The sequence below is a fragment of the Paraburkholderia sp. genome, assembly GCF_035501035.1.
GTDB lineage: Bacteria > Pseudomonadota > Gammaproteobacteria > Burkholderiales > Burkholderiaceae > Paraburkholderia.
In genome coordinates, this window is sequence record NZ_DATJWR010000225.1 from 1 (window position 1) to 23,319 (window position 23,319).

Genomic DNA, 23,319 nt, shown 5'->3' on the forward strand with positions numbered 1-23,319 from the left:
CTAGAGAGGTGGTCTGGAGCTATGAGTCCGTTTGCCGAATCGTTTGACCTCGAAGCTGCGTTCGGCGACGTGTTCGAATATTGGTCGCCGAAAGTTGTCGCGCATGTCAACGATCAATACGTAAAGATCGCGAAAGTACGCGGCCAATTCGGGTGGGACGGCCATGCGCAGGAAGATGAACTCTTCTTCGTCGTGCGCGGACATCTGAAGATCGAATACGAAGGCGGCCACGTTGTCGATTTGCCCGCAGGTTCGATGCACGTGGTGCCCCGCGGCACGCTGTACAACTTAGTAGCCGACAACGAATGCTGGGGCGCACTGATCGAGCACGTGCAGACCAAGCACACGGGCGACGTCGCGGGTCGCCTCGGCTTCCAAGCAGGAAGTCGCGAACTTCGCCCTTATCCGCAAAGAGGTTCGTCTGCAAGCCAATAGCACAAGCCTGGCTACGTTCAGGGATTACCGTACATCTATCGCGGACTCACGCGCTTTACACGAGTAGCGGTAACAACCCGTTACCACTCTCGCATAGCCGTTTCACCTGCGTCCAGATTGGCCACCTAGACTCCGAGCCGTGTTTTCACCATGAACGCACTCAACGTGCGAGGAGTAGCAGAATGAACAAGAAGCTTCTTGGTGCGGTACTCGGGAGCGCCATTCTTGCAGCATCGACAGCGGCATCGGCCCATGTTGACGTAGGCATTGGCATTGGAGTGCCCGGGGTCGTCTATGCGCCGACGGAACCGGTGTACGTCGCACCTCCCCAGGTTGTGTATGCACCTGCGCCTGTCGAAGTCGGATATGGCAGCGACGACGATTGGCGTGCGCGGGAGTGGCGGGAACACGAATGGCGACGCCATGAATGGCGAGAACACCAGTGGCGCGAACATGGGTGGCATGACGACGACCATTGGGACCGCCATTGAGCTGGCGCCCGGCGCTGTCATGGATGGGAAGCTCACGACAGAACTATGGCAATCCGGGACCTGGCGCCTCGAAGTGTCACGAGGTGCCAGAACGCGGGAGTGATTGCAGGCAAAAAGGCGGCGGCCATGTCCCAATGCGGAGCCGACTCACGCCCCCCGGCCTGAGACTCTCCCAGCGAGCAGGATTGACTCGCCTGGCGCCTGGCTCCGGCGCTATCTCCCTGATGCCGAACGTCAACAAGGCGACGGCGAGCAGACCAGGAATGTTTTCCCATCGCATTGTGGCCATGCTGTGCGACCGGGTAGCAACGGCGAGCGAAAATGGGCCGGACATGGACGGATCCTGTTTCTGCGCGAGGAAGGCGCAAACGATAGGGCAAGGTCCGTCACCAGCAGTATCACTATTCTTTGATTCGCCATCCTTATTAACACACTGAGCCTCGCAAATGAAGGCTCCCTGTCGCGCGAAGTCGTGCGGCGAGACGCACCCCTTCCCCGCGAGATTCAGGCCGAGTAAAGCCCTTCCGGCCCGGTGCGCAGCGTGCGGGCGAGCAGTTCCAGCCCCTCGCGCAGCGCTTCGTCGCTGCGCGCCCCACCGAGGCTCAGGCGCACCGCATGCGGCGCCGATCCGCGCCCAATCACGAAGCTGTCCGCCGTCTTCGCGAGCACGCCCGCCTGGCGCAGCGCCGACGAAAACTCCGCTGCACGCCACGGCTCAGCGAGCGGCAGCCATAGATGCGGGCTCGCCGGATCGGTGCGCCAGCTCCAGTCCGCGAGCACCTCGGCCGCGATTGCCTGACGCTGCGCCACCTGCACGCGCTGCTGCGCGATGAGCCGCTCGATCTCCCCGCCGACGATCCAGCGCGCCGCGATCTCCGCGGAAAGCGGCGCGGTCATCCAGCAATCGCTGCGGATCACCGCAAGGATCTTGCCCACCCAATCCTGCGGCGCCTGCACATAGCCGATGCGCAACCCCGGCGCCACCGCCTTCGAAAGACTGCTGATGACGATGCCGTGCTCCGGCAGGCGCGCGGTCAGCGGCACGGGCGGCGCGTCGAGCAGTGCGGCCGGCACGAGGTCTTCGATCACCACGAGGTTGTGGCGCACGGCGATTTCCGCGATCGCGGCGCGGCGAGCCTCGGAAAGCGTCGCCGTGGTGGGGTTATGCAGCGTCGGCACACAAAAGAGCGCGCGCGGCGCGAGCAGACCGCAAGCGCGTTCGAGCGCGGCGGGCACGATGCCTTCGTCGTCGATCTCGATGCCGACGAGATTGAGCCGCAACTGGCGCGCGAGCGCGACGATGCCCGGATAGCTGAGCGCCTCCGCGAAGATCGTGTCACCGGGACGCAGCACCGCGCGCAGCACGCAGGCGAGCCCGTGCTGCGCGCCCTGCGTGACGAGCACGCGCTCGGCCGGCACGGCGCAGCCCATGCGCGCGAGCCAGCGCGCGCCCGCCTCGCGGTGCAGGCGGCGCCCGCCTTCGGGTTGATAGAGCAGCAGCTCGCCGCACAGGCGTTCGTCCGCGGCAAGCTCGCGCAGCGTTTGCGTGAGCAGCGCAGCCTCGTCGGTCGGCATCGGCACGTTCTGGCCGAGGTCGATGAGGCGCGCTGGGGGCGGCGCGGCGGGCGCCGTCGCCGCGAGCACGCCTTCCGCGCCGCCCGCTCGTTCCAGCGCGGGCCGCGCGCGGCGCGGCTGGCGCGTGCCGTCGGCATCGGGTTCCGCCACGTAGGTGCCGTCGCCCACGCGCGCCACGACCATGCCGCAGCGTTCGAGTTCAGCGTAAGCACGGCTGATTGTTCCAGTGGTGACATTTAGCTTTTTCGCAAGCAGGCGATGCGCGGGCAGCTTCTCGCCAGGTAGCATCTGCCCACCATTGATGGCCTGCGCGTAGGCGTCCGCGATGGCGCGGTATTTCGGATCGCTAGTGCGTGAAAGCGTGGGTAACCAGCCGTTCATGGTGTTTTCCCGTAGTCGGAGCGCCTCGCGGGCGGTCCCGGGCGCAAGGTCATTATCCCGCCCAATTCGCGGAATTGCAGGCTGTCATTTACTTGAATTGACTTCATTGAATGCGACCAATCGACCGTCTAGCATGCCGTAGCGCCTGAACGGGCGAAGGAGACAATCGCTGCGCCCGCGCGTTTCGTGCGGCTCGCGGCGGCACAAACGCCATGACAAGCCGTATCACTCGCATCACGCTCAGCCAGCACCGGCTCCCGCTCGACCCGCCGTTTCCCGCTTCCTGGGACAGCCGTCCGCGCCGCGCCTTTCCCGCCACGATCGTGCGCGTGGAAGACAGCGAAGGCCGCGTCGGCATTGGCTCCGGCGACGCCATGTACGGCTTCGACGACTATCGCGACCTCTTTCTCGGCGCCGATCCGCTCGATCTGGCCCGCCATAGCGCAGTTCTCGAAAACCTGAACTTCCACGCGGGCCGTCCGTGGCCGCTCGACGTCGCGCTCTGGGACCTGGCCGGCAAGATTCTCGGCAAACCGTGCTGGCAGATGGCCGGCGGCCGTTCGAGCCGCGTGCGCGCCTATGCGTCGTCGGGCGTGCATCGCTCGCTCGAAGGCATGGCGCGCTGGGCCGAGCACGCGGTGGCGCGCGGCTTTCCGGCGCTCAAGGTGCGCTTCGGCCGCACGAGCCTCGCCGACGACCTCGCGGCGCTCGCCGCCGTGCGCGAAGCGGCAGGTGAGGACATCGAACTGATGGTCGACTGCAATCAGGGCTGGCGCATGCCGTGGGACACGCAGGCGCCATGGAACGCCGACGAGGCGCTCGCCGTGATCCGCCAGCTCGAGCCCTACCGCGTGTACTGGGTCGAAGAACCGCTGCATCGTGGCGACTATGCGGGCCACGCACAGTTGCGCAAGCACGCCGGCGTGCGCATTGCCGGCGGCGAGATGACGCGCGACGCCCATGAGTTCGCCGCGCTGCTCGCGCACGACTGCCTCGACGTCTATCAGCCCGATGTCGTCTGCACGCTCGGCATGGAAGGCGCGCGCCGGCTCGCGGCGCAGGTCGAGTCGCACGGCAGGGTGTTCACGCCGCACACATGGGGCAACGGCATCGGCCTCGCGGCGAATCTGCACGTCGTGGCCGGCGCGGGCAACGCGCCCTTCGTCGAGTTCCCGTACGACCCGCCCGAGTGGACGCCCGCGCGACGCGATTTCCCGCTCACGCAGCCCATCGACATCGATGCACAAGGCTTCGTCGAACTCGGCAACGCGCCGGGCCTTGGCATCGAGCTCGACGAAACCGTGCTCGTTTCCACGAGCTCAACTGGCAGTCGTTATGTCTGAACAACCCGATCAGTCTGAATAGTCTGAACAAACCGCAAGCGCCAGGAGTGCGCGGCAACGCCCGAAACTCCCTGGCATTCCAAATCATTCCAAAACCTGGAGACTAGCCATGAAACTCCTCACCTCCCTTCTTCGCGCGGCCTGCCTCGCCGCGCCGCTCCTCGCCGCGGTGCCCGCGCACGCGGCGAGTAACTGGTGCGCCCAGGGCAAGCCCGTGCATATGGCGGGCGTCACCTGGGAAAGCGGCAGCTTCACGAGCGAAGTGCTGAGCTACGTCCTCAAGAACGGCTATGGCTGCCAGACCGACTCGGTGCCCGGCAGCACCGCGGCCACGGAAACGGCGCTCTCGCACAACGACCTGCAGGTGTGGGCCGAGCAGTGGACGGGCCGCTCGGAGATCATCGCCAACGCCGTAAAGGCAGGCACGGTGAAGCTGGTTGGCGACACGCTGCCGGGCGGCACCAAGGAAGGCTGGTACGTGCCCGACTACGTGATCCACGGCGACCCCAAGCGCGGCATCAAGGCGAGCGCGCCGGACCTGCAGTCGGTGGCCGACCTGCCCAAGTACAAGGCGCTCTTTACCGACGACGAGGAACCGGACCGCGGCCGCTTTCTGAACTGCCCCTCGGGCTGGGACTGTGAGCGCGTGAACACGCGCCTGCTCAAACTGCTCAAGCTCGACGACAGCTACACGAACTTCCGCCCCGGCACGGGCGCGGCGCTCGACGCGGCGATTTCGTCGGCCTACGAGCGCGGCAAGCCGATCCTCACCTACTACTGGGAACCGGCTGCGCTGATGTCCAAGTACAAATTCGTACAACTGAAGATGCCGCCGTTCAACGAATCGTGCTGGAAGACGCTGCGCGAAGAAAACAGCTCGCAGCAATGCGCGTCGGCGTATCTGGTTTCGCATCTGAAGATCGGCGTTTCGACGCCTTTCTATCAGGCCGAGCCGGACGTCATGGCGTTCTTCTCGAAGGTGAGCTTTCCGATCGACTTCCTGAACACGACGATTCTCGACATGACCGAGCATAAAGTCGACGCCCAGACGGAAGCGCTGAAGTTCCTCAAGCAGCATCCGGAAATGTGGAAGCAATGGGTACCCGCCGATGTCGCGACGAAGGTCCAGAAGTCGCTCGGCGCATAAATCAACGATTCGATCTCGCGGCAATTGACAGCCAGCGAGCACACGTGGGGCCGCGCGACGCGGCCTTTTACCAGGAGACACAGCAGTGAAGAAGAAGATCCTCGCGGCCGCAGTGCCGCTCGCACTTGCGGCAGCGGGCGCACACGCGCAAAGCAGCGTGACGCTTTACGGCCTCATCGATCTCGGCGTGGACTACGCCAACAACGTGGCGGCCGGCTCGGACGGCAAGCTCGTGCCCGACAGCGGCGGCAAACTCGTGCAGATGCAAAGCGGCGTGCCGGCGGGCAGCCGTTGGGGCCTGCGCGGCACCGAAGACCTGGGCGGCGGTTACTCCGCGATCTTCCGCCTCGAAAGCGGCTTCAACGCATCGACGGGCGGTCTCGGCAGCGGCCTTGCGTTCTCGCGCAATGCCTATGTCGGCATCAAGAGCGCCCAGTATGGCCAGATCACGTTGGGCAAGCAGTGGGACGCGACCGTCGACCTGATCGAGCCGTACTCGCTGAACGGCAGCTACGGCGGCTGGTACTTCGCGCACCCCAACGACATGGACAACCTCGACAACGGGTTCCCGGTCAACAACGCGGTCAAATACGTGAGCCCGGTGATTGCCGGTCTGCAGTTCGAAGGCCACTACTCGTTCGGCGGCCAGGCGGGTCAGTTCTCGAACAACTCGTCGTATAGCGCGGCAGCGGCTTACACGCAGGGCTCATTCAGCGCCGGCGTGGGCTACCTGCGCGTGAACAACCCGATCACGGCCGTGGACGGCTACGGCAGCGGCGGCGGCTACGTGAACGCCGTGTTCGGCGAGGCACTCGCCAATGCGCGCTATCAGGGCATTTTCTCGGCGGGCGCGTCGTATACGATCGGCAGTCTCAAGATGATGGCGAACTACTCGAACGTGGACTTCTCCTCGGGTGACGGCAGCCACGACCTGCACTTCCAGAACTACGAGTTTTCCGGCACCTATGCGGTCACGCCGTCGTTCACCGTGGGCGCGGGCTACACGCTCACGATGGGTCTCAATCACGCAACCGATTCCGAGCCGAAGTATCAACAGGCCAACCTGATCGCGCAGTACTCGCTGTCCAAGCGCACGGCAGTCTACGCGATGGGCTCGTACCAGCACGCGAACGGCGCGGCGCAAAACGCGCAGATCACGGGCTTCAACCCGTCGAACACCGGCAATCAGGTGGTCGCGCGTCTAGGCATCACGCACTCGTTCTAAAGTCTTTGCGTTGTCGGCGCCGGCGCGAGCCGGCGCCTGTTACGTTTCAGGAGGTCGCAGCATGCGCCGCCTTCCCTCTCTCTCGGCCCTGCGTTCATTCGAGGAAGCCAGCCGTACGCTGAGCTTCACGAAGGCAGCGCAGAATCTGCACGTCACGCAAGGCGCCATTAGCCGGCAGATACGGCTGCTCGAAGACTACCTCGGCACGCCGCTCTTCATGCGCCATCATCATCGGCTCGAAATCACGGCGGCGGGCAAGCGGCTCTTGCCGACGCTGCAAGCCGCATTCGACAGCATCGCGCACACGCTCGACACCATTCGCGCCGATCCCTCCAACAGCCTCTTGAGCCTGAACGCTGCGCCTACGCTCGCAACGCGCTGGCTCACGCCGCGCCTGCGCGACTTCCAGATGCGTCATCCCGACCTGCGCATTTCCATCACGAACGAATACGGCCCGCTGCACGGCACCGAGCGCAACGAGGATTGCCAGATCCGCTTCGGCGCACAGCCGCTGCCGGGCGGCCAGAGCACGCTGCTCATGCGCGAGCGTCACGTGCTGGTCGGCTCGGCGCGCGAGTTCGACGGACCGCCCGCCGACGAAGCCGCGCTACGCGCGACTCTCGCCGCGCATCCGTGGCTTTATATCCTCGACATCGACCGGCGCCTGCTCGTGTGGGAAGCGTGGCTCGAAGCCGCCGCCCTCGACGTGCAGATCGCGCCGCGCGGCGAGCTCGAGTTCAGCACGCTCGACCAGGTGATTCACGCGACTGTGGCGGGGCTCGGCATCGCCGTTGCGGACCGGCACATGATCGAGCAGGAGCTTGCGAACGGCACGCTCGTGCAGTTGAGCGACATTGAAGTGAATGGCCCGTCAGGCTATTGGCTCGACGTGCGGCCCGAAGTGCAGGAAACGCTACGCGTGCGCAATTTCAGCGCGTGGTTGATCGAGCATCATGCGCAAACGCTCGCGCGCTGAAAACGACAAACGCTGGGGCAACGCAGCCCCAGCCCGCGTCGCGCTAATGACATGTTTCGGAACCTTCCCAGCCGCTCGATAACGGGTGGACGTATTTCCCTTTTCCGAGTTCTTCGCTTTCTTCTCTTTGTACAGCGCATCGATTCTGGCGACTGGACTCAGGCAAAATAAACGCGGAAGTCATGCGCGACCTGCGGCATCGCTCCGCTTGCGTCGCGCCAATCACACGCGTGGAGATGCGCCATGGAAGACCTCCCGAGAATCCGCTCGACGCTCGCTGTGCTGGTGCTCCTTGTGACTGGATGTGTGGCCGGCGGCGCGCCACAAAGCGGTCCACATCTGAGCCAAACGGAGTGCCGGGATCTGGCCGCGCTTAGAAACAACGCGCCTCCGACGAAGGAGCTACGCCAAAGCGAGCTTTCAGCACTGCGGAAAGCGGGCTACGACCCGTCGCCATGGAACGACGACCCGAACTACCCAGACGATCTACACGCGGCACAACGCCTCGTGGCCCAATGGTTCGAAACGGATTGCCAGCAGATTCAACCCGGGTGAGAAGCCCGCGGGAACCACTACGCGTTGGAATACCGTTGAACCCTCAGGCAAAACATCCTGCGTGCTGACCGTGTTCGTTGCGGCGGTCATGGGCTCGACGCAACGGATCAAAAGAAGCTTGCCCGCTGGCCAATTGAGCGCACGATACCAAACATCGGCAGTACGCCCAGGCCCGGCTGCGATATCCGGAGAAGCGAAGACACGCAGGGCGGCGGCGCGAGGAGCGAACGATGAAATTCTATGCGCGTGAGTACGAGGGGCGGCTGGACGTGTTTAGCGTCGACGGCGTATATCGCATTCGCATAGCCCAGTTGTGCGGCGTGGCAAAAAAGGGCGTTCGCAGATACCGTCCAGCTATGGATGAGTGACGGTGTATCGGCAGACGAGGTAGCCGCCCGGGAGGCCGAGTCTTTGGCTCGATTAATTACAGGGGCCGCGCATGCGGGCCTGACGCCCGGGTGGCGCATCCTTTAGCGCGAAAAAAAACCGCCGCGCCGTTTTTCAACGGCAGTGCGGCGGCTTCGCCCAGAACTAGCGGCAAACAAAGGAGAAGCACACTCCAGTCAACCAAGACCACCCATCATCAGGTACTTCGTCTCAAGATATTCGTCGAGCCCGTATTTCGAACCCTCACGACCCAGGCCCGACTCTTTCATGCCGCCAAACGGCGCGACTTCGGTCGAGATGATCCCTTCGTTGATGCCGATAATGCCGCTTTCCAGCGCGCCCGCGACTCGCCACACGCGGCCGATGTCGCGCGCATAGAAGTACGCCGAGAGACCGAACTCGGTATCGTTCGCCGCCTGAATGGCCTCGTCCTCGCTGTCGAAGCGGAACACCGCCGCGACAGGCCCGAAGGTTTCTTCGTGCGCGAGCATCATGCCGCCGTGCGCGCCGGTGATGACCGTGGGCTCATAGAACGTGCCGCCGAGCGCGTGAGTCTTGCCGCCGCACATGACCGTGCCGCCCTTCTCGCACGCATCGCTCACGTGCGCCTCGACCTTGCGCAGCGCCGCCTCGTTGATGAGCGGGCCTTGCGTCGCGCCCTGCTCCATGCCGTTCGCCACCTTCAGCGCCTTCACGGCCGCAACGAGCTTCTCGACGAAGGCGTCGTGCACGCTCGACTGCACGTAGAAGCGGTTCACGCACACGCACGTCTGCCCCGTGTTGCGGAACTTCGACGCAATCGCCCCTTCCACCGCGGCGTCGAGATCGGCGTCGTCGAACACGATGAACGGCGCGTTGCCGCCCAGTTCGAGCGAGAGCTTCTTCACGCTGTCGGCGGCGGCGCGCATGAGCAGCTTGCCCACGCGCGTCGAACCCGTGAACGAGATCTTGCGCACGGCCTTCGAGGCCATCATCGTGTCGCCGATGGCGGGCGCATCGCCCGACACGACGTTGAACACGCCGCGCGGAATGCCGGCTTCGACAGCAAGCTCAGCGAGCGCGAAAGCCGAAAGCGGCGTCTCTTCCGAAGGCTTGAGCACCATCGTGCAGCCGGCCGCGAGCGCCGGGCCGGCCTTGCGCGTGACCATGGCGAGCGGGAAATTCCACGGCGTGATCGCACCGACCACGCCAACGGCTTCCTTCGTGACGGCGATGCGCTGGCCCTTCTTCGGCGCAGGAATCAGGTCGCCATAGGCACGCCGCGCTTCCTCGGCGAACCACGTGAGAAAGCTCGCGGCGTAAGCGACTTCGCCGAGCGCTTCCGCGTACGGCTTGCCCTGTTCGGCGGTCATGATGCGCGCGAGATCTTCGCGATGCACGTGCATCAGTTCACCCCATCGACGCACCTTCGCGCTGCGCTCGCCAGCCGTGGCGTCGCGCCATGCGGGGAACGCATGCGAGGCGGCCGCGACGGCCTGCAGCGCTTCGCGCGCGCCTGCCCGGGCGACTTCCGCGAGCGGCGCGCCGCTCGAAGGATCGAACACCGTATAGGTGCTGTCGCCGGCGACCCATTCACCGTCGATGAAGCTCGACGTGCGCCACAGGCGCGGTTCGGAAAGTGTGCTGATCATGCTGCGATCTCCAGACGGCGCGACGCACGCGCCACGCGCGGAATGCGAGCCGTGACGTAGTCGTTGATGACGTCGCACGGCGTGTAGTTGCGTTCGAGTTCATAGAGCTCATCGGCGTCGAGCTGCGTTTCGAGTGCGGCGAGCGCGCCTTCGAACTGCGCGACCGTATCGGCGCCCACCAGCATCGACGACACACCTGGGCGATTGAGCACCCATGCCTGCGCGATCTGCGCGCTCGACACGCCACGCGCATGCGCGACTTCGGCAACCGAGCGCGCGATGTCGCGCGACGCCTCGTCGTCGTACATTTGCACTGTGAAGAAGTCGGTCTGGTTACGCACCGACTTGGCGTCACCCGAAAGCAGGCCGCGCGCGAGCGGGCTGAACACCGAAACGCCCACGCCCTGATCCTGGCAGAACGGAATCATTTCGCGTTCTTCTTCGCGGTACGCGCAGTTCAACTGCAACTGCATGTTGATGGGCCGGGCGAAGTTGTAGCGCTCACACGCTTGCAGGATCTTCGCGAACTGCCACGTGAACATGGTCGAGACACCGATATAACGCGCCTTGCCGGAGCGCACGATATCGTTGAGCGCGTCCATCGTCTCTTCTACAGGCGTGTTCACGTCGAAGTAATGCAGCATGTAGATGTCGACGTAATCGGTCTGCAGGCGGCGCAGCGACCCGTCGATACCGTCCATGATGTGCTTGCGCGAATGACCCTGGTTGTTCACGCCGCCGCCGATCGGATAGCCGACCTTCGTCGTCAGCACGATCTCGTCGCGCTTCGCGAGGCGTTTGACGATGCGGCCCACCACCTCTTCACCCACGCCGGTCGAATAGAAGTCGGCGAGGTCGATGAAGTTCACGCCGGCTTCGAGCGCGCGGCGCACGATCGGCTCGCTTTGCTCTTCGTTGTAGATCCACGGCTTCCAGTCGGGCGTGCCCATGTTCATCGTGCCGAGGCACAGACGCGACACCTTGAGGCCCGAGCGGCCGAGTTGCACATATTGCATCGTAGTCACCTGTCTGATTCGGTCGTCGTGGATCAGGCCGCCTTGGCCTTCGGCGTATAGAACGGATTGCTGATCTGATCCTTGATCTTCGCCACGTCGTCGAGTTTCGGCAGGCCGTTCATCGCGGCGTGGATCGCGGTCTTGCACGCGACGTAGTTGTTCTCGTACACGGCGTCGAGATCGTCGCACGACCAGTTGACCCAGTTCGCCGTGACGATGCACCACTCGTTTTCCGCTTCGGGCGGCAGCGTGCCGTCGAGCATCGCTTCGGTCACCGCCCTGGCGATGGCCGCCTGCGAGGCGCCCCACGTGGCGTTGCCGTGCAGGTCGCCGCGAATGTCGGCCTTGTTCACGTAGAGCGTGGCGGGCTTGACCGGCACGTTGGGCTGCGCCACGACCATGAACGGCACGTGGCCCTGCGAGGGCGACGACAGGCTGTTCGTGAACGCCTGGCCGACCGGACCGCTACGCGGCCCGATCATGATGTTGATGTGGGCGGCGTTGACGCCCGGCCCTGCAAAACCCTCGCCGATATAGACTTCCAAGGCTTTCATGATGACTCCGTCTCCGATGTTGCGTGGTTGCGCCTGGTTGCGCGTGATTACGTTGGGCAGCGAGGCGCGGCATGTCCATGTCGTACAGGCGGCTCTCGCGACGGAACGAATTCCAGCACACGCAACCCGCCTGTAAAAGCTATGAAATCTCATGGGGCCATGACGCGGAATCATCGCCATTTCGCGCGTCGTCGTGGCATGAGATCAGGTAATGCCTCGATGACTAATCGTTGCTTCGCAAGCCAAAACGCTGCCGCTAGACTCTGTTCGCGTCGATTCAAAAAGCACGGCCAGTGCGGGACAAACCGCCAAGGCCACACAAACCGAACCCGAACCGCTTTGCATGTGAGGAGACAACACATGAGACGTATCACGCTGGCAGGCGTGCGCATGGCAGCTGCACTTGCGCTTGCGTGCGCCGCCACGAGCAGTTTCGCCACCCCCACCTGGTGTCAGGCCGGCAAGACCGTGAAACTCGCGCAAATCACATGGGAAAGCGGCTCGCTGATGACCGAAATGGTCCGCACCGTGCTCGAAAAGGGCTACGGCTGCAAAACGGAAGTCGTGCCGGGCGCCACCGCCGCCACCGAAACCGCGCTCACGAACAACGACCTGCAAGTGTGGGCCGAGCACTGGACCGGCCGCAGCCCCATCATCGCGCGCGGCCTGAAGGACGGTAACGTCAAGCTAGTCGGCGAGCTCGTGCCGGGCGGCGACAAGGAAGGCTGGTACGTACCCGATTACGTGATCAACGGCGACGCGAAGCGCGGTATCAAGCCCATCGCGCCCCAACTGCACTCCATCGCGCAACTGGCGCAATACAAGTCGCTGTTCGCCGACGACGAAGAGCCCGGCAAGGGCCGCTTCTACAACTGCCCCGCCGGCTGGGATTGCGAGCGCTTCAATAACAGGCTGCTCGCCGCATACCAGCTCGGCGACGATTACATCAACTTCCGTCCTGGCACCGGCGGCGCGCTCGACGCGGCGATCGCCTCGGCCTACGAGCGAGGCAAGCCGATTCTCTTCTATTACTGGCAGCCAGCCGGCCTGATGGCGAAGTACCATTTCGTGCAGCTCGAAGGCGCGCCGTACTCGGACGCATGCTGGAACACCATCGCCGATCCCAAGGGCACGCCGTGCGCGTCGGCATTCAAGGTTTCGCATCTGAAGGTCGCGCTCTCGACGCCTTTCTTCGAGGCACAGCCCGACGCCGTCGCGTTCTTTGAGAAAATGAGCGTGCCGCTTGCGCTCGACGAGCAGCTCGTCCAGCAGATGCACGACAAGAAGCTCGACGCGTCGACGGTCGCGCACGACTTCTTCGTGCAGCACCCCGAAATCTGGAAGCAATGGCTCGCGCCGGACGTCGCGGCGCGTGTGCAGGCCAGTCTGCATACCTAATTCGTGCGCGGCCTGGCCGCGCGGCAACACGCTTCACATGACACACGCAGAATGAGGCTCACCATGGGATCTCCCTTCCTTCACCTGTCGATTGCCGACTGGGTCAACGATCAAGTCAACGCGTTCGTGCAGCGCTACGGCGACACGTTCCACAACTTCAGCGTGCTGATGCTGCGCCACATTCTCGTGCCGCTCGAAGGCCTGCTGCGCGCCACGCCGCCGCTGGTGATGCTGGCCTTCGTTGGCCTGCTCGCCTGGCACGCGTCGCGGCGCGTGGGCCCGGCGCTCCTGTTCGTCGTCCTGCTCTGGCTGATCGGCTGCTTCGGGCTCTGGGACAAGCTCATGCAAACCTTCGCGCTGATGGTCGTCGCGACGGTCATCTCCGTCGCGCTCGGCGTGCCGCTCGGCATTCTCGCGGCGGGCAGCGCCACGCTGCGCCGCCTGCTGCTGCCCGTGCTCGACGTGATGCAGACCTTGCCGAGCTTCGTCTACCTGATCCCGGTGCTGATGCTGTTCGGTCTCGGCAAGGTGCCCGCGATTCTCGCGACGGTCGTGTACGCGCTGCCGCCGCTCATTCGGCTGACCGATCTCGGCATTCGCCAGGTCGACACCGAAATCGTCGAGGCGGCGCGCGCGTTCGGCACCACGCGCATGCAGCTGCTGTTCGGCGTGCAGCTGCCGCTCGCGCGTGCGAGCATCATGGCCGGTATCAACCAGACGACGATGATGGCGCTCTCGATGGTCGTGATCGCCTCGATGATCGGCTCACGCGGCCTCGGCGAGGACGTGCTCGCGGGTATCCAGACGCTCGACGTCGGCAAGGGCATGCAGGCGGGCCTCGCCATCGTGATTCTCGCGATCGTGATCGACCGTATCAGCCAGGGCTACGGACAAGGCCGCCGCACGCGCAAGTCGATGCAGCCTTCGCGCCTGCCGTTTCGCCGCTCGCGCGAACAGAGCGCCGACGCAGCCAAGGGCAGCGACCTGAGCAGCCAGCCTGCGAAGTGAACGAGCAAGCGAACCAGCGAATGAACACGCGAGCCATACAGCGAGCGGCAAAGCGATTGATCAAGCGAGCGTTCACGCAAGCGCGAACGCAAACTGAACATGCGGTGAGGTAACGAACATGAGCGGCATCGAAGTCAAAAACGTCTACAAGATTTTCGGCACGCACGACGCGAGCCAGCGCGCGCTCGAACTGCTGCGCGGCGGCGCGGGCAAGGCCGAAGTGCTGGAGAAAACGCGCTGCAACGTGGGGCTGAACGACGTGAGCCTCTCGATCGGCTCGGGTGAGATCTTCGTGATCATGGGGCTCTCGGGCTCGGGCAAGTCCACGCTCGTGCGCCACTTCAACCGGCTGATCGAGCCCACGGTCGGCGAGATTCTCATCGACGGCAAGGACGTGCTCAAGCTCAATGACAGCGGCCTGCGCGAATTGCGACGTTACGGCGTGAGCATGGTGTTCCAGAGCTTCGGGCTGTTGCCTCACCAGACGGTGCTCAACAACGCCGCGTATGCGCTCATCACGCGCGGCGAGAAGAAAGCCGCGGCGCACGCAAGCGCGCGCGAATGGCTCGGCAAGGTGGGCCTCGCCGGTTATGCGGACCACTATCCCGACGAGCTTTCGGGCGGCATGCGCCAGCGCGTGGGGCTTGCGCGCGCGCTCGCCGCGAACACCGAAGTCGTGCTGATGGACGAAGCGTTCTCGGCGCTCGACCCGCTGATCCGCACGGAAATGCAGGACCAACTGCTCGAGCTGCAGAAGACGCTGAAGAAGACCATCGTCTTCATCACGCACGATCTCGACGAGGCGCTGCGCATCGGCAACCAGATCGCAATTCTGCGCGACGGCCGCCTCATTCAGTGCGGCACACCCGACGACATCCTGCACCGCCCCGCCGACGACTACATCCGGCGCTTCGTCGAGCGCCGCACGGGCGCGACGCACTAAGCGCCACCTATGCGGTCACTGGCAGGACTCCTGAGCAGTTACACGATTCTCGTCTGCGGCAACAGCCTGCTCACCACGCTGCTTTCGCTGCGCATGCTGCACGCGGAGCGCACCACGCTCGCTGTTGGCCTCGTGCAGTCGTGCTATTACGTCGGCTTCATCGGCGGCGCGTTCGGCCTCGGCCCGCTCGTGCGGCGCATCGGACCGCAGCGGGCGTTCATCGGCTTTGGCGCGCTCACAGCGCTGGCGGCGCTCGGCTATCTCTCGTTCGATTCGCCGCATAGCTGGGCCGCGCTGCGGCTCATCACCGGCTTTAGCATGGTCGGGGTGTTCACGTCGATCGAGAGCGGCGTGAACGCGGCCGTCGCGAACGAGCGGCGCGGGCGCGCGTTCGCGCTCTATCTCGTGCTCACCTACCTCGGCGTGAGCGCCGGGCAGTTCCTGCTGGGCGTGAGCGCGCCCGGCAGTCCTTTCGAGCCCACGCTCGTGAACGCCCTGTTCATCGTGGCGCTGGTTCCCGTCGCGCTGATCGGCGACTGGCAGCAAGCCAGCGCACCGGCCGCCTCGGCAAGCGCGCCGCCTTCCGCGCTAGCCACACCCAAACGCGCCGCGCTGTTGCTCGACGGTCTGCGCGAGCTCACCCGCGTCGCGCCTCGCAGCGTGCCGGCGTGCGTCGGCGCGGGGCTGCTTTCGAGCACGTTCTACGCGCTCACGCCGGTGTATCTCGCGGGCATCGGCTATCCGGCGAGCGAAATCTCGCATGCGATGGGGATCGTGCTGATCGGCGCGCTGCTCTCGCAATGGCCCGTCGGGCGGCTTTCCGACCGCATCGGCCGGCGCAACACGATGGGCGCCGTGTCGCTCGTCGCGGCACTCGCCGCCGCGGTGCTCACCGTCGCGCGCGCGCCGGGCGCGGTCGACACCGTGCTGTTCCTCTATGTCGCGCTCACGTTCACGCTCTACGGCGTGATCGTCTCCGACGTGAACGACCGCGTCGATCAATCACGTCGCGTACAAACGAGCGCGACGCTGCTGCTCGTTTTCTCGCTCGGCGGCGCGGCCGGACCGACGCTCGGCTCCCTCTTCATGCGCCTCCTCGGCGCTGGCGGCCTCTACGTCTTCGCACTGACGATCACGCTCGCGCTCGCCGCGCTCTCGCGCGCAAAAGTCAGCTGAAATGGCAGCGCGCGCGCTTGGGCGCGCGCCGGTATACTTCCCCGTTTTGGCGGTGCGGGCCGCGGGGAGAAGACCTTGAAGCGAAAGATGCCGGCGCTCAACGCACTGAAGGCGTTCGAGGCGGCAGGTACGAGCGGCAGTTTCACGCGCGCCGCCGAACAACTGAACGTGACGCAGAGCGCCGTGAGCCGCCAGGTGCGGCAACTCGAGGACCAGCTCGGCGAAACGCTGCTCGAACGCCATCATCACCGGCTCGAACTGACCGAAGCCGGGCGTGCACTCCTGCGCACGCTTCAGCAGTCATTCGACCGCATTGAGCTGACGGTGCGCACGATCCAGCAGAAGAGCGACCTGAACCGCCTGCGCGTGAACGCCCCGCCGACCTTCGCGAGCCGCTGGCTCGTGCCGCGTTTGACGAGCCTGCGCGCTCGGCATCCGTCGCTCGAACTGAGCCTCACGACGAGTCTGCGCGACAGTCTCGCCGACTCGACCTCGCTCGACTGCGCGATCCGCTTCGGCGACGGCGAATGGGAGGGGCTGGAAAGCTCGCTGCTGATGCACGAGTCGCATATCGCGGTGTGCGCGCCGGCGCTGCTCGCGCACGGCCTGCTCGATCTCACGCAGCAGACACTGCTGCACGTGCTGGCCGGCGAAAACCAGCGCTACCTCACGTGGCGGCACTGGCTCGATGCCGCGCGCATCGAGGGCGTGGATACTACGGGCGGATATGAATTCGATCTGCTCGATCACGCGATCCGGGCCGCAATCGACGGGCTCGGCCTGACCATCGCCGATCGCAACATGATCGGGCGCGAACTGGCCTCGGGCCAGCTCGTGCCGGTGCGCGACGTCCACGTGGACGGGCGCCAGTCCTACTGGTTCGTGGTGCGGCCCGAACAGAAGGCTTCGAAGCCGCTCCAGCTTTTCAGGCAGTGGCTTCAGGAAGAAATCGCCGCCACACGCTGAGCGCTCTGCGCGAGACCTCGCGTGCCGATGGCCTGGTCGGCGTCTTCGAGAATCAGGTCAGCGCCTTTTTCCGCAACCATCATCGTGGCCGCGTTCGTGTTGCCGGACGTGATGTTCGGAAAGACCGACGCATCGACCACGCGCAGGCGGTCAATGCCATGCACGCGCAGACGCGCATCGACCACGGCCGTTTGCGGGTCCGGGCCCATCGCGCAGCTGCCGCACAGGTGGTAGATCGAGCCGCTTTGCTCGCGGAAGAACTTCAGCATGCTCGCGTCGTCGGTCACTTCGCCGGCTGGCGTGACTTCGGCTTCGGTGATCTCCTGCAGCGCGCGCGCCTTCATCAGCTTGCGCACGAGACGGCTGCCCGCAATCGCCTCGTCGCGATCCTTCTGGGTCGAAAGATAGTTGCCGAAAATCCTCGGTGCGTCTTCCACGTTCGCCGAGGCGATCTCGACCGAGCCGCGGCTCGTCGGCCGGGTCGGGTTGAAGCAGACGAGAAAGCCCGAGTACGGCTCCGGCGTGAGCTTCGCGCGATTCGACTTCGGAATGCGGTACGAAAGCGGATTGAAGTACACCTGCATGTTCGGATGCGCTTCGTCGCGGCTCGTGCGGAAGAAGCCGCCCGCCTGGTTCACGCTCATCGAGAACGGGCCCGAGCGTGCGAACACGTATTGCAGACCGAGCTTGAGCTGGCCGAACAGGCTGCGGAACGAGTCGTTGAGCGTCTTCACGCGCGAGCGATAGTAGAAGCTCACGCACAAATGGTCCTGCAGATTGCGCCCCACTGCCGGCAACTCGTGCACGAGGCCAATGCCGTGCTTCGCGAGCAACGCGCGCGGACCCACGCCCGAAAGCTGCAACAGCTTCGGCGTGTCGACAGCGCCCGCCGCGACGATCACTTCGCGGTTCGCGTAGAACGTCCGCTTCGTACCCTGCTGCACGATCTCGACGCCCGTTGCACGCCGCTGCCCGGCTTCGCCGTCGAACAACACGCGCGTCGCCTGCGCATGATGCTCGATCTTCAGATTCGCCCGCTGCCCCACGCGATGCAGATAGGCCACGCTGCTCGAATCACGCCGGCCGTTGCGCGTGTTCACGTCATAGATGCCGACGCCTTCGAGGCGTGCACCGTTGAAGTCGTCGTTGCGCTCGTAGCCGAGCTGCTCGCAGCCTTCGACGAACGTGTGGCTGACCGGATGCGCGCCTTCCTTCATCGGGGAGATGCGCACGGGGCCGTTCGCGCCGTGCCACGGCGTGTCGCCGAGCGGATGCGATTCGAGCTTGCGGAAATACGGCAGTACATCCCGATACGACCAGCCCGGATTGCCGGCGGCCGCCCAGTCGTCGAAATCGCGTGCAGCGCCGCGCACGTAGATCATCGCGTTGATCGCGCCAGAGCCGCCCTGCACCTTGCCGCGCGGCACGTAGATCTTGCGCCCCGCGAGTTCGGGCTCCGGCTCGCTGTAATACATGTAGTTGTACAGCTTGTTGTAGTAGAGCTTCGCGAAGCCGATGGGAATCTTGAACCAGAACGAGTTGTCGGGTCCGCCCGCTTCGAGCAGGAGCACCGTGTGGCGCCCCGACGCCGAAAGCCGCTCGGCGAGAATGCAGCCCGCCGATCCCGCTCCGACGATGATGTAATCGTAGTTCATCTGCCTGGCTCCCGAATTAGCCGCGTGCCGGTGAGGTGTCGCGAACGTCGGCCGGTTGGCTCGCCATCTGCAGGTGCAGACGCTTGCCCGTGTACGGCGAATGCGCGCGCACCACGTCCATGTCGAGTTCGACGCCGAGGCCCGGCGCCTTCGACGGAATGATGTAGCCGTCTTCCCATTGAATCGGCTGCTTGAGGACCTGCGCGTGGAAGCCGTCCCACGTGCCGATGCTTTCCTGAATCAGGAAATTTGGCGTGCAGGCCGCGAGCTGGATGCTCGCCGCCGCGCCGATCGGCCCGTTGTAGAGGTGCGGCGCGATCTGAGCGTAGTAGACCTCGGCGAGCGTCGCCACCTTCTTCGCTTCAAGCAGGCCGCCCACGCGCGCGACGTTCAGCTGGATGATCGACGCGCCGCCTGCTTCGAGCAGCTTGTGGAACTCGTACTTCGTGGTCAACCGCTCGCCCGCCGAAACCGGAATGCTCGTGTGGCGCGCGACTTCGGCCATGGCGTCGTGCTGGCCCGGCGGCACCGGCTCTTCGAACCACAGCGGATCGTATTTCTCGAGGCGCTTCGCGAGGCGAATGGCCGAGGAAGGCACCATCTGGCCGTGCGTGCCGAACAGAATGTCGGCCTTGCTGCCTACGGCTTCGCGCACCTTGCGGCAAAACGTTTCGCAGCGGTCGAGTACCTCGAGCGAAAGTTGATGGCCCGAATACGCGGTGTACGGACCGGCCGGATCGAACTTGACAGCCGTGAAGCCGCGCTGCACGTTTTGCGCCGCGCACTCGGCGGCGAGATCGGGGTCGTCGTAATCGTATTCGCCGGCGCTGTTCTTCGGATACAGGTAGGTGTACGAACGAAGACGCTCATTCACCATGCCGCCCAGCAGTTCGTACACGGGCTTGTTCGCCGCCTTGCCAATGATGTCCCAGCACGCCATTTCGAGGCCGCTCACGATGCCCATCATCGTCAGGTCGGGACGCTGCGTGAAGCCGCTCGAATACGCTTCGCGCCAGAGGCGTTCGACGTGATGCGGATCGCGATCGAACAGGTAGCGAGTGAAGACGTCCTCGATCGCGGGCACCATCGCATCGGGATGGAAGGTGGCGGAATAGATCTCGCCGACACCTTCAATACCGCAATCGGTTTGCAGCGTGACGAAGATCCAGTACATGCCGCCAAGGTGCGGCGGAGGCACCGCGACGACGTGCGTTTGCATTGCAACGACTTTCATATTCGGACAGATTCAGGCAGTGTGTGATTGGGTCATGCGGTCATGCGCTTGAGCACGAGCGCCGCGATACCGCCCAGCGCGCCAATAGCCGCGACATAGGCGAAATAGAACTGATAGCCGAGCAGGCCCGCGTAGTGCTCCGTGAACCAGCCGTTCACGAGCGGCAGGAAAATGTCCGACGAGTAGCCGATCAGAGAAACCAGACCGATTGCGAGACCGGTGATGCGCATGGGGATCGAGCAGCAGTCGAGCAGCGTCCAGTAGAGCCCGCGAATCGCGTAAGTCATCAGGCCGATGAACAGCACGACCGCGCCGAGCAGTTCCATGTTGCGCGCAGCGGGCAACACGATCAGCCCGACCAGACCCGCGACGGCGAGGAAGATCGCCCAGATCAGCACGCGCAGGTTCGAGAGACGGTCGCCGAGCCAGCCCCCGCCGATACCGCCGACCGGACGCATCCAGAGCTTCAGCGTCGTCACCGTGCCCGCCGCCACCACGCTCATGTGCAGGTCGCCTTGCTGCAGATACGCGGAGAAACTGTAGGTCGCCCAGAAGATCTGGTACCCGCAGAACACCACGGCCGCCACGAGCCACAACTGCGGAATCGAGGCGAGCGTCGCGAGATCGCGCCAGAGCACGCCACCCGGCTGCCCGGCTTTGGCCGTTGCATCGGTGGAATCGGCTTGCGCGCTCGCGGAGTCGCCGAACAGGCTCATCAGCGCGCCGAGTCCAATACAGGTGAACGAGTACAGATAGACCACGTGCCGCAGGCCCACCGCTTCGCCGTTGCCCGAGCCCGTTGCCGAGGCGAACAGCGCGAGCGCGATGGTGGCGAGTATCGCTTCGATGAGGCCGCGCCCGCCGTCGAGCATGCCGAAGAAGCGGCCCTGCTCGTGGGCGCCCGCAATCATACGCACACGCTTGAGCACCGAGGCCCAGAACGTGAGTCCGGTCGTGAGGCCCCAGCAGCAGAAGATCACGAGCAGTGTGTGGAACGAAGGCGCCGTTGAATACCAGAGTCCGAGCACGCCGGTGCCGACGAGCGAGAAGCAGATCAAGAGGCGCGGCGCGACGCGGTCGGCGAGCCAGCCGCTCGGCAGATAGCAGAGAAAGAACACGATGCCGAGCACCGAGTACAGATAGCCGAGCTGCGAGTTGTCGATGTGGAAGACATCGAGCATCGTGGTCTGATAGACCTGACGCAGATAGAGGATGGGATAGATCGCGCCCGCGGCCAGCACGAGCAGACACAACTGAAGGTAGCGTTGCGCCGGGGAGGCGGCGCGCTGGACGGCGGCGCGCGGCGAACCTGCCGGCCGCACGGGTTTCGAAATCGACTTCTGCAAGATTGTCTCCATGCCACGCACCAGGTTGCGTGCGCGTTTCTTCTACAAACGCGGCGCCCGCTCACGCAAGCACCGCTTCAACCTTTAATCAGTAAAACGAATGATCAATACGGCATCACGACGAGGCGCGTTTGCGTAAACTCCAGCATGCCGTGCTTGCCGTCGTCGCCGCCGAGACCCGAGCGCTTCCAGCCAGCGTGGAAGCCCTGGTACGGATCGGCCGGCGTGCGGTTCACGTAGAGCTCGCCCGCCTCGATCTCGTTCGCGACGCGCATCGTGGAGCGATAGCGCTCCGTGTAGAGCACCGATGCAAGGCCGAACTGGTGATCGTTGGCCATGCGCAGGGCGTCGTCGAGCGTTTCGTACGAGAGCACCGGCAGCACCGGGCCGAAGATCTCTTCCTGCACGATCTCCATGTCCTGGCGGCAGTGGCTCAAAAGCGTGGGCGGATAGAAATGGCCCGCGCCTTCGGGCAGATAGCCGCCCGTTTCCACCACGGCCCCCGCGGCGACGGCGCGCTCGACCATCGCGTGAATCGCGTTGCGCGCGGACGCGCTCACGAGCGGACCCATGCGCGTTTCGTCTTCCGAGCGGTCGCCGAAGCGCACCGCATTCATCTTCTCGCGCAGCAGCTCGACGAAGCGATCGTGCACGCTAGCCTGCACGTACACGCGCTCGACCGCCGTGCAGAGCTGGCCGCAGTGCGTGGTCTTCGACTGCACGATCGCCGTCGCGGCGGCGTTCAGATCGGCGTCGGCCTCGATGATGGCGGGCGTCTTGCCGCCCAACTCCAGCGACGGCTTCGCGATGTTTTCCTTGCAGTAGTCGAGCACCTTGCGGCCCGCGGTCACACTGCCCGTGAGCGTGATCATGCCGACGCGCGGATGCGTGCACAGCACCGCCGCCGTTTCGTGATCCATGGCCAGCACGTTGAAGATGCCCGCCGGCACGCCCGCTTCCTGTGCCGCGCGCGCAACCTCGAACGCCGAGGACGGCGTGTTGTTGCTGGGACGCACGACCACGGCGTTGCCCGTGATCATTGCCGGCGCGATCTTGCGCAGCAGCGTGTAGATCGGGAAATTGAACGGGATCAGGCACGCGACCACGCCGATCGGCTCGCGCATCAGTACGAGGTTCTCGCTCGGGCTGTCGCTCGGAATCACTTCGCCTTCAATGCGGCGCGCCCACTGCGCGTGATAGCGCAGGATTTCGGCGGCGTACTGCGCTTCGGCGCTGGCGTCGGCGACGCTCTTGCCCGACTCGGCCGCGAGCGCCGCGCCGATGACCGGCGCGCGCGCCACGATGGCGTCCGCAAAGCGGTTGAGGATCACGCCACGTTCGGCGGCGGGCAGTTTGCGCCAGGCGCGCTGCGCCGCGGCCGCGGCATCGACTGCGCGGGTGACGTCGGCGGCGCTCGCCGCGCTCACGTGGCCGATCAGCTCGGCGTTCGCGGGATTGTGGAAGGGAATACGCGGGGCGTCCGAGTGATCGAACTGGCCGTTGATGAAATTGAAATCTGATCGCATGGAAGGCTGCCGAAGGTGTCGTCGCGACGAATGGTCACGGGAGTATCCGCGCCCATTTCAGCCCTCACAAACGATTAATAGTCGAGCCGAGCATGCGAAAAACGCATGCTTGGGCTTCGGGCTGCAAGCCCCGCCAGACGGGGATTTCACGGGTTGCGAGGCGCAACTATCTGCACGCGGCGGCGCGCTTTGCGGTGAGCCATTGAAATGGGATCCGACGCTAACTGCGTGTCGAAACCATGCCCTCTCCACCCCAACGCCCCATCCGGCCCCCAGTCAATTCTTGAAATTGAAGCCATTCAGTTCGCTCGAGCCCGCACCGTAAACGGACTGAGCAATCAAACAGGCGTC

At 64.7% G+C, this 23,319-nt stretch carries 21 protein-coding genes; 13 read left to right on the forward strand and 8 right to left on the reverse strand.

Translation table 11 applies throughout. The features are described from left to right. Positions 1-21: 21 nt before the first annotated feature. Both VMJ11_RS16085 and VMJ11_RS16090 read left to right on the forward strand, forming a co-directional pair. Positions 22-435 (forward strand): cupin domain-containing protein, encoded by a 414-nt coding sequence (locus tag VMJ11_RS16085; RefSeq protein WP_325620477.1) that lies wholly within the window; start codon positions 22-24, stop codon positions 433-435. Positions 436-617: 182 nt separating this feature from the next. Further along, positions 618-926 carry a hypothetical protein gene (locus VMJ11_RS16090; protein WP_325620380.1) on the forward strand — a complete coding sequence of 103 codons (309 nt, stop codon included), beginning with the start codon at positions 618-620 and terminating at the stop codon, positions 924-926. A 504-nt stretch (positions 927-1,430) separates the two neighbouring features. Here VMJ11_RS16090 and VMJ11_RS16095 read toward each other — a convergent pair. Then, positions 1,431-2,882 carry a PLP-dependent aminotransferase family protein gene (locus tag VMJ11_RS16095; protein ID WP_325620381.1) on the reverse strand — a complete coding sequence of 484 codons (1,452 nt, stop codon included), beginning with the start codon at positions 2,880-2,882 and terminating at the stop codon, positions 1,431-1,433. A gap of 212 nt (positions 2,883-3,094) precedes the next feature. Here VMJ11_RS16095 and VMJ11_RS16100 point away from each other — a divergent pair, with 212 nt between their 5' ends. The 6 genes from VMJ11_RS16100 to VMJ11_RS16125 all read left to right on the forward strand — a co-directional run bounded on the left by VMJ11_RS16100 (position 3,095) and on the right by VMJ11_RS16125 (position 8,496). Next, on the forward strand, positions 3,095-4,225 hold the full coding sequence (locus VMJ11_RS16100; RefSeq protein WP_325620382.1) for a mandelate racemase/muconate lactonizing enzyme family protein: 1,131 nt from the start codon (positions 3,095-3,097) through the stop codon (positions 4,223-4,225). Between the two features lie 109 nt (positions 4,226-4,334). After that, positions 4,335-5,372 carry an ABC transporter substrate-binding protein gene (locus VMJ11_RS16105; protein WP_325620383.1) on the forward strand — a complete coding sequence of 346 codons (1,038 nt, stop codon included), beginning with the start codon at positions 4,335-4,337 and terminating at the stop codon, positions 5,370-5,372. Between the two features lie 85 nt (positions 5,373-5,457). Continuing rightward, a complete protein-coding gene (locus VMJ11_RS16110) occupies positions 5,458-6,597 on the forward strand; it encodes a porin (protein ID WP_325620384.1) in 1,140 nt (379 codons plus the stop codon). 61 nt (positions 6,598-6,658) lie between these two features. Continuing rightward, positions 6,659-7,573, forward strand: coding sequence for a LysR substrate-binding domain-containing protein (locus tag VMJ11_RS16115; protein WP_325620385.1), 915 nt, complete (start codon positions 6,659-6,661; stop codon positions 7,571-7,573). 243 nt (positions 7,574-7,816) lie between these two features. Further along, positions 7,817-8,128, forward strand: coding sequence for a DUF4148 domain-containing protein (locus tag VMJ11_RS16120; RefSeq protein ID WP_325620386.1), 312 nt, complete (start codon positions 7,817-7,819; stop codon positions 8,126-8,128). Between the two features lie 230 nt (positions 8,129-8,358). After that, complete coding sequence (locus VMJ11_RS16125) at positions 8,359-8,496, forward strand: hypothetical protein (protein WP_325620387.1); 138 nt, start codon at positions 8,359-8,361, stop codon at positions 8,494-8,496. A gap of 195 nt (positions 8,497-8,691) precedes the next feature. On the opposite strand, the gene VMJ11_RS16130 is transcribed toward VMJ11_RS16125, so the two are convergent. The 3 genes from VMJ11_RS16130 to fae are packed head-to-tail and all read right to left on the reverse strand — an operon-like array spanning position 8,692 to position 11,716. Further along, complete coding sequence (locus tag VMJ11_RS16130) at positions 8,692-10,146, reverse strand: NAD-dependent succinate-semialdehyde dehydrogenase (RefSeq protein ID WP_325620388.1); 1,455 nt, start codon at positions 10,144-10,146, stop codon at positions 8,692-8,694. Next, complete coding sequence (locus VMJ11_RS16135; RefSeq protein WP_325620389.1) at positions 10,143-11,162, reverse strand: aldo/keto reductase; 1,020 nt, start codon at positions 11,160-11,162, stop codon at positions 10,143-10,145. Before VMJ11_RS16135 ends, VMJ11_RS16130 begins: the two co-directional genes overlap by 4 nt. Positions 11,163-11,194: 32 nt before the next feature. After that, on the reverse strand, positions 11,195-11,716 hold the full coding sequence (gene fae / locus VMJ11_RS16140; protein ID WP_325620390.1) for a formaldehyde-activating enzyme: 522 nt from the start codon (positions 11,714-11,716) through the stop codon (positions 11,195-11,197). 360 nt (positions 11,717-12,076) lie between these two features. Here fae and VMJ11_RS16145 point away from each other — a divergent pair, with 360 nt between their 5' ends. The 5 genes from VMJ11_RS16145 to VMJ11_RS16165 all read left to right on the forward strand — a co-directional run bounded on the left by VMJ11_RS16145 (position 12,077) and on the right by VMJ11_RS16165 (position 17,207). Next, on the forward strand, positions 12,077-13,114 hold the full coding sequence (locus VMJ11_RS16145; RefSeq protein ID WP_325620391.1) for an ABC transporter substrate-binding protein: 1,038 nt from the start codon (positions 12,077-12,079) through the stop codon (positions 13,112-13,114). A gap of 63 nt (positions 13,115-13,177) precedes the next feature. Further along, entirely contained in the window at positions 13,178-14,122 is a 945-nt protein-coding gene (locus VMJ11_RS16150; protein ID WP_325620392.1) for a proline/glycine betaine ABC transporter permease, read from the forward strand. Between the two features lie 118 nt (positions 14,123-14,240). Beyond that, a complete protein-coding gene (locus VMJ11_RS16155; RefSeq protein WP_325620393.1) occupies positions 14,241-15,065 on the forward strand; it encodes a betaine/proline/choline family ABC transporter ATP-binding protein in 825 nt (274 codons plus the stop codon). Between the two features lie 9 nt (positions 15,066-15,074). Then, complete coding sequence (locus VMJ11_RS16160) at positions 15,075-16,241, forward strand: MFS transporter (RefSeq protein ID WP_325620394.1); 1,167 nt, start codon at positions 15,075-15,077, stop codon at positions 16,239-16,241. An 87-nt stretch (positions 16,242-16,328) separates the two neighbouring features. Then, positions 16,329-17,207, forward strand: a complete 879-nt coding sequence (locus VMJ11_RS16165; protein ID WP_325620478.1) for a LysR substrate-binding domain-containing protein — start codon at positions 16,329-16,331, stop codon at positions 17,205-17,207. On the opposite strand, the gene VMJ11_RS16170 is transcribed toward VMJ11_RS16165, so the two are convergent. The 4 genes from VMJ11_RS16170 to aldA all read right to left on the reverse strand — a co-directional run bounded on the left by VMJ11_RS16170 (position 17,180) and on the right by aldA (position 22,968). Beyond that, positions 17,180-18,862: a GMC family oxidoreductase gene (locus tag VMJ11_RS16170; RefSeq protein WP_325620395.1), complete on the reverse strand. Its 1,683-nt coding sequence runs from the start codon at positions 18,860-18,862 to the stop codon at positions 17,180-17,182. The two genes, VMJ11_RS16165 and VMJ11_RS16170, sit on opposite strands and share 28 nt — an antisense overlap. A 16-nt stretch (positions 18,863-18,878) precedes the next feature. Next, entirely contained in the window at positions 18,879-20,096 is a 1,218-nt protein-coding gene (locus tag VMJ11_RS16175; RefSeq protein ID WP_325620396.1) for a mandelate racemase/muconate lactonizing enzyme family protein, read from the reverse strand. Positions 20,097-20,128: 32 nt separating this feature from the next. After that, entirely contained in the window at positions 20,129-21,454 is a 1,326-nt protein-coding gene (locus tag VMJ11_RS16180; RefSeq protein WP_325620397.1) for an MFS transporter, read from the reverse strand. A 92-nt stretch (positions 21,455-21,546) separates the two neighbouring features. After that, positions 21,547-22,968, reverse strand: a complete 1,422-nt coding sequence (aldA, locus tag VMJ11_RS16185; protein WP_325620398.1) for an aldehyde dehydrogenase — start codon at positions 22,966-22,968, stop codon at positions 21,547-21,549. Positions 22,969-23,319: the final 351 nt, after the last annotated feature.

Excerpts from the sequence above, each read along its gene's own strand:
- VMJ11_RS16155 (WP_325620393.1), top strand. The coding sequence starts at position 14,241 with ATGAGCGGCATCGAAGTCAAAAACGTCTACAAGATTTTCGGCACGCAC.
- VMJ11_RS16145 (WP_325620391.1), top strand. The coding sequence starts at position 12,077 with ATGAGACGTATCACGCTGGCAGGCGTGCGCATGGCAGCTGCACTTGCG.
- VMJ11_RS16180 (WP_325620397.1), bottom strand. The coding sequence starts at position 21,454 with ATGGAGACAATCTTGCAGAAGTCGATTTCGAAACCCGTGCGGCCGGCA.
- VMJ11_RS16120 (WP_325620386.1), top strand. The coding sequence starts at position 7,817 with ATGGAAGACCTCCCGAGAATCCGCTCGACGCTCGCTGTGCTGGTGCTC.
- VMJ11_RS16105 (WP_325620383.1), top strand. The coding sequence starts at position 4,335 with ATGAAACTCCTCACCTCCCTTCTTCGCGCGGCCTGCCTCGCCGCGCCG.
- VMJ11_RS16170 (WP_325620395.1), bottom strand. The coding sequence starts at position 18,862 with ATGAACTACGATTACATCATCGTCGGAGCGGGATCGGCGGGCTGCATT.
- VMJ11_RS16125 (WP_325620387.1), top strand. The coding sequence starts at position 8,359 with ATGAAATTCTATGCGCGTGAGTACGAGGGGCGGCTGGACGTGTTTAGC.
- aldA (WP_325620398.1), bottom strand. The coding sequence starts at position 22,968 with ATGCGATCAGATTTCAATTTCATCAACGGCCAGTTCGATCACTCGGAC.
- VMJ11_RS16115 (WP_325620385.1), top strand. The coding sequence starts at position 6,659 with ATGCGCCGCCTTCCCTCTCTCTCGGCCCTGCGTTCATTCGAGGAAGCC.
- fae (WP_325620390.1), bottom strand. The coding sequence starts at position 11,716 with ATGAAAGCCTTGGAAGTCTATATCGGCGAGGGTTTTGCAGGGCCGGGC.
- VMJ11_RS16160 (WP_325620394.1), top strand. The coding sequence starts at position 15,075 with ATGCGGTCACTGGCAGGACTCCTGAGCAGTTACACGATTCTCGTCTGC.
- VMJ11_RS16085 (WP_325620477.1), top strand. The coding sequence starts at position 22 with ATGAGTCCGTTTGCCGAATCGTTTGACCTCGAAGCTGCGTTCGGCGAC.
- VMJ11_RS16165 (WP_325620478.1), top strand. The coding sequence starts at position 16,329 with ATGCCGGCGCTCAACGCACTGAAGGCGTTCGAGGCGGCAGGTACGAGC.
- VMJ11_RS16130 (WP_325620388.1), bottom strand. The coding sequence starts at position 10,146 with ATGATCAGCACACTTTCCGAACCGCGCCTGTGGCGCACGTCGAGCTTC.
- VMJ11_RS16135 (WP_325620389.1), bottom strand. The coding sequence starts at position 11,162 with ATGCAATATGTGCAACTCGGCCGCTCGGGCCTCAAGGTGTCGCGTCTG.
- VMJ11_RS16090 (WP_325620380.1), top strand. The coding sequence starts at position 618 with ATGAACAAGAAGCTTCTTGGTGCGGTACTCGGGAGCGCCATTCTTGCA.
- VMJ11_RS16150 (WP_325620392.1), top strand. The coding sequence starts at position 13,178 with ATGGGATCTCCCTTCCTTCACCTGTCGATTGCCGACTGGGTCAACGAT.
- VMJ11_RS16095 (WP_325620381.1), bottom strand. The coding sequence starts at position 2,882 with ATGAACGGCTGGTTACCCACGCTTTCACGCACTAGCGATCCGAAATAC.
- VMJ11_RS16100 (WP_325620382.1), top strand. The coding sequence starts at position 3,095 with ATGACAAGCCGTATCACTCGCATCACGCTCAGCCAGCACCGGCTCCCG.
- VMJ11_RS16175 (WP_325620396.1), bottom strand. The coding sequence starts at position 20,096 with ATGAAAGTCGTTGCAATGCAAACGCACGTCGTCGCGGTGCCTCCGCCG.